The organism is Stenotrophomonas sp. 05L44_2 (assembly GCF_056665995.1).
In genome coordinates, this window is sequence record NZ_JBFTNR010000525.1 from 1 (window position 1) to 2,954 (window position 2,954).

The following is a 2,954-nucleotide window of genomic DNA, read 5'->3' on the forward strand; positions in this document are numbered from 1 at the left end:
CGAGCCGTCAATGGGTACCACCCGTCGCTTCCCATCGACAGAGAAGAGCAGGTTGCCGCCGCCCCTCGAACCATGGGAAAAATGGTGGACCGCGCGGTGGCCGGCGAGGTCTTCAAGTGATTGCGGGACGCCATATCTCTCCAGATAGCGTGGCGCGGCGCAGGTGATCCAACTGAAATTTCCCAGCGGCCGGGCCACTAGGCTGGAGTCTTCCAGCGGCCCAGTCCGGATCACACAGTCCACGCCTTCCTGGACGAGGTCGACCGGTCGGTCACCCACGCCGATCATTAGATAGATCTCGGGATACTGGCGGCGGAAACTCTCCAGATTCGGAAGAATCACCGAGTGCGCGATGCCGACCGGCATGTCGATCCTCAACCGCCCCCGCAGGTCCTTTGGTGCGGGCTTCAGGCCGGTCTCCGCCTGTTCGATCAGGTTGAGGATCTCGCGGCACTGGGCGTAGTAGCGTTCGCCGTCCGAGGTGGGGCTGACGCTGCGCGTTGTCCGGTTTAGCAGGCGGACTCGCAGGTGTTTTTCCAAGCCCTTGATCAGACCTGTGACGGTAGACGGAGGCAGGGCGAGGGCCTCGGCGGCACGCACGAAGCTCTTGGCGTCCACCACGCGCACGTAGACCTGCATTGCGAGGATTCGATCCATTTCGCTCACCACCCTTGGGCTGACGGCACCTTCGATCCAGATTATGCCGATTTTACAAATAATAAAACCGGCAAATTCGGCTTTTTCGCACGGAAAGACGGCAATAGAGTGCCTGCATTCCAAAAGCCGAGCCTTCCTCAATGAGCACCTACTCGCGAGACATCCTTCAGCATTCCGCCTCTACTACCGAAAAGACGCTTATCCGAGACGCAACCATCATCAGCATGGACCCGGACGTGGGCAACCTTGTGCGGGGGGACATCCTGGTCACGGGACGCACCATCACTGCGGTTGGGGAGAGCCTGGGCGCCGACGATGCCGTCGTCATCGACGCCAAAGACATGATCGCCATTCCGGGCATGGTGGACTCCCACCGCCACGCCTGGGAGGGGCAGCTGCGTCGGATCAACTCCAATGCCGAGACGCTGGAGCACTACTCCAACGCCACGCATTTCTCGTTTGCCAGGCATTACCGGCCGCAGGACATGTATGTGGGCACCCTGCTGTCCGCGCTGGGAGCGATTGATGCGGGCATCACCACGGTGATCGACAATTCCCACAACAGCCGCACGGCCGCGCACTCCGACGCGGCAGTCGACGCGCTGCTCGATGCCCGTATCCGTGCCCTGCATGCATCAGGTGCGCCGGTTTCGGGCACCTGGGACCGTGCACACTGGCCGGGCAACCTTGAACGCCTGCAGGAAAAGTACTTCAAGGACCCGGCCAACGCGTTGGTCACACTGGCCACCATGGCCAACATCGAGCCGGAGCTCTGGGCCGAGGCGCGCCGCCTGGGCATCCCGATTGTCACCGAGTTCTTCGGTGAACAGATGGGCGCCCAGCTCCCCGAGCTGCATGCCCAAGGCCTGCTTGGACCGGACAACATCTTCAACCACTGCACCTGTCTGAAGGATGAGGGCTGGGAAATTCTTCGCGATGCCGGTGTGCACATCAATGTCTGCCCGCGCTCGGACGCGCACTACGGCATCGAAGATGGCATGTTTGCCTGGGATGCGGCGGTCCGGCATGGGCTGCGCCCTGGTTTCAGCGTCGACAACGAGACGTCCTACAGCGGCGACATGTTCATGGAAATGCGCGTGGCCTATTACCTGGAGCGCGTGCTGCGTGTCAACGCACGCCCGCCACGTACTGCTGAAACAAAGCAAGACCCGCTGAATTCCCACCGCCTGCTCGAGGCCGCCACGCTCGATGGTGCAGCTTGCGCAGGGCTGCAGGACAAGATCGGCAGCCTGAAGCCGGGCAAGCAGGCAGACATCGTGCTGTTCCGCACCGGCGACATCAATCTGTATCCGTCCAACAATGCGTTCGGAACGGTGGTGCACGCCGCTGAGCGCAGCAACATCGACACGGTGATGGTCGGTGGCCGCGTGCTGAAGCGGGGTGGCGAGATGTGCGGCCTGGATCTGACCAAGCTGCGCGCTGCGGTGGACGAATCCTGCGAGCACTTGTTCTCTGCAGCCGGCTACGAGCCGGACGTGTTCGGCACGTCCTTCCCCGCACTCGCCTCGAACTGAGGACCACCATGAACAGCTTCGGCGTTTGGGCCTTTCCGTTGGCGATGGTTGCGGGAATGGCCGTCACATTGCAGACAACGCTCAACGGACAGTTGTCGAAAGGCCTGGGTGGCGACCCTGTCGCAGCCGCCATTTTCTCATTCATGGTGGGGCTGTTGTCGCTCACCATCGTCGGCCTCGCGCGGGGTAACACGTTGAGCCTGCTTGCAGGCATCCCAGCGCAGCCGGCATGGGTGCTGCTGGGAGGTGCGATGGGGGCATTCGCGCTGCTCAGCAACGTAATCCTGGTACCCCGCATTGGCATGGCCGCCCTGGTGGGGCTGGTCGTCGCTGGGCAGCTGCTGTCCACACTCGCCATCGACCATTTTGCGTTACTGGGTCTGCCCATCGCCCTGTTTCCATCATCAAGCTTGCAGGTGCGCTGATCATGGTGATGGGGCTTGCCATCTCTCTGTTCGGAGAGCGTTGGTCAAGATTGATTGCGTGACGGCGAGATGGCCGACGCAGGCATGCATCGAGGGGCAACATACAGGCCGCGCTTTCAGACCTTTTCTTGGCCGCATGTGTCCGCTTTTGGCCGGAAGCGGACGCACCCTACGGTCCATCCCTCTTCGATATGACAACGGCGGCTTACGGCCATTGGACTGCAGGCTAGTCATTTTCAGGCGTTGCAACGGATTGTGAACAGGTCACAATCCGCCTAGTATCGAGCTGTGCCAGGGGGCCGAACCCGCTTGAGGGGTGTAGGTGGCACAGCCAAAC

At 61.7% G+C, this 2,954-nt stretch carries 3 protein-coding genes; 2 read left to right on the forward strand and 1 reads right to left on the reverse strand.

Going from position 1 to position 2,954, the window contains the following annotated elements:
- A partial coding sequence (locus AC1VAN_RS16850; protein ID WP_480986255.1) for a LysR family transcriptional regulator occupies positions 1-657 on the reverse strand: 657 nt, incomplete at its 3' end.
- Between the two features lie 140 nt (positions 658-797).
- Here AC1VAN_RS16850 and AC1VAN_RS16855 point away from each other — a divergent pair.
- Together AC1VAN_RS16855 and AC1VAN_RS16860 are read left to right on the forward strand one after the other, a co-directional pair.
- Entirely contained in the window at positions 798-2,192 is a 1,395-nt protein-coding gene (locus tag AC1VAN_RS16855; RefSeq protein WP_137190674.1) for an amidohydrolase family protein, read from the forward strand.
- Positions 2,193-2,200: 8 nt separating this feature from the next.
- Positions 2,201-2,617: a DMT family transporter gene (locus AC1VAN_RS16860; protein WP_442251563.1), complete on the forward strand. Its 417-nt coding sequence runs from the start codon at positions 2,201-2,203 to the stop codon at positions 2,615-2,617.
- Positions 2,618-2,954 lie beyond the last annotated feature (337 nt).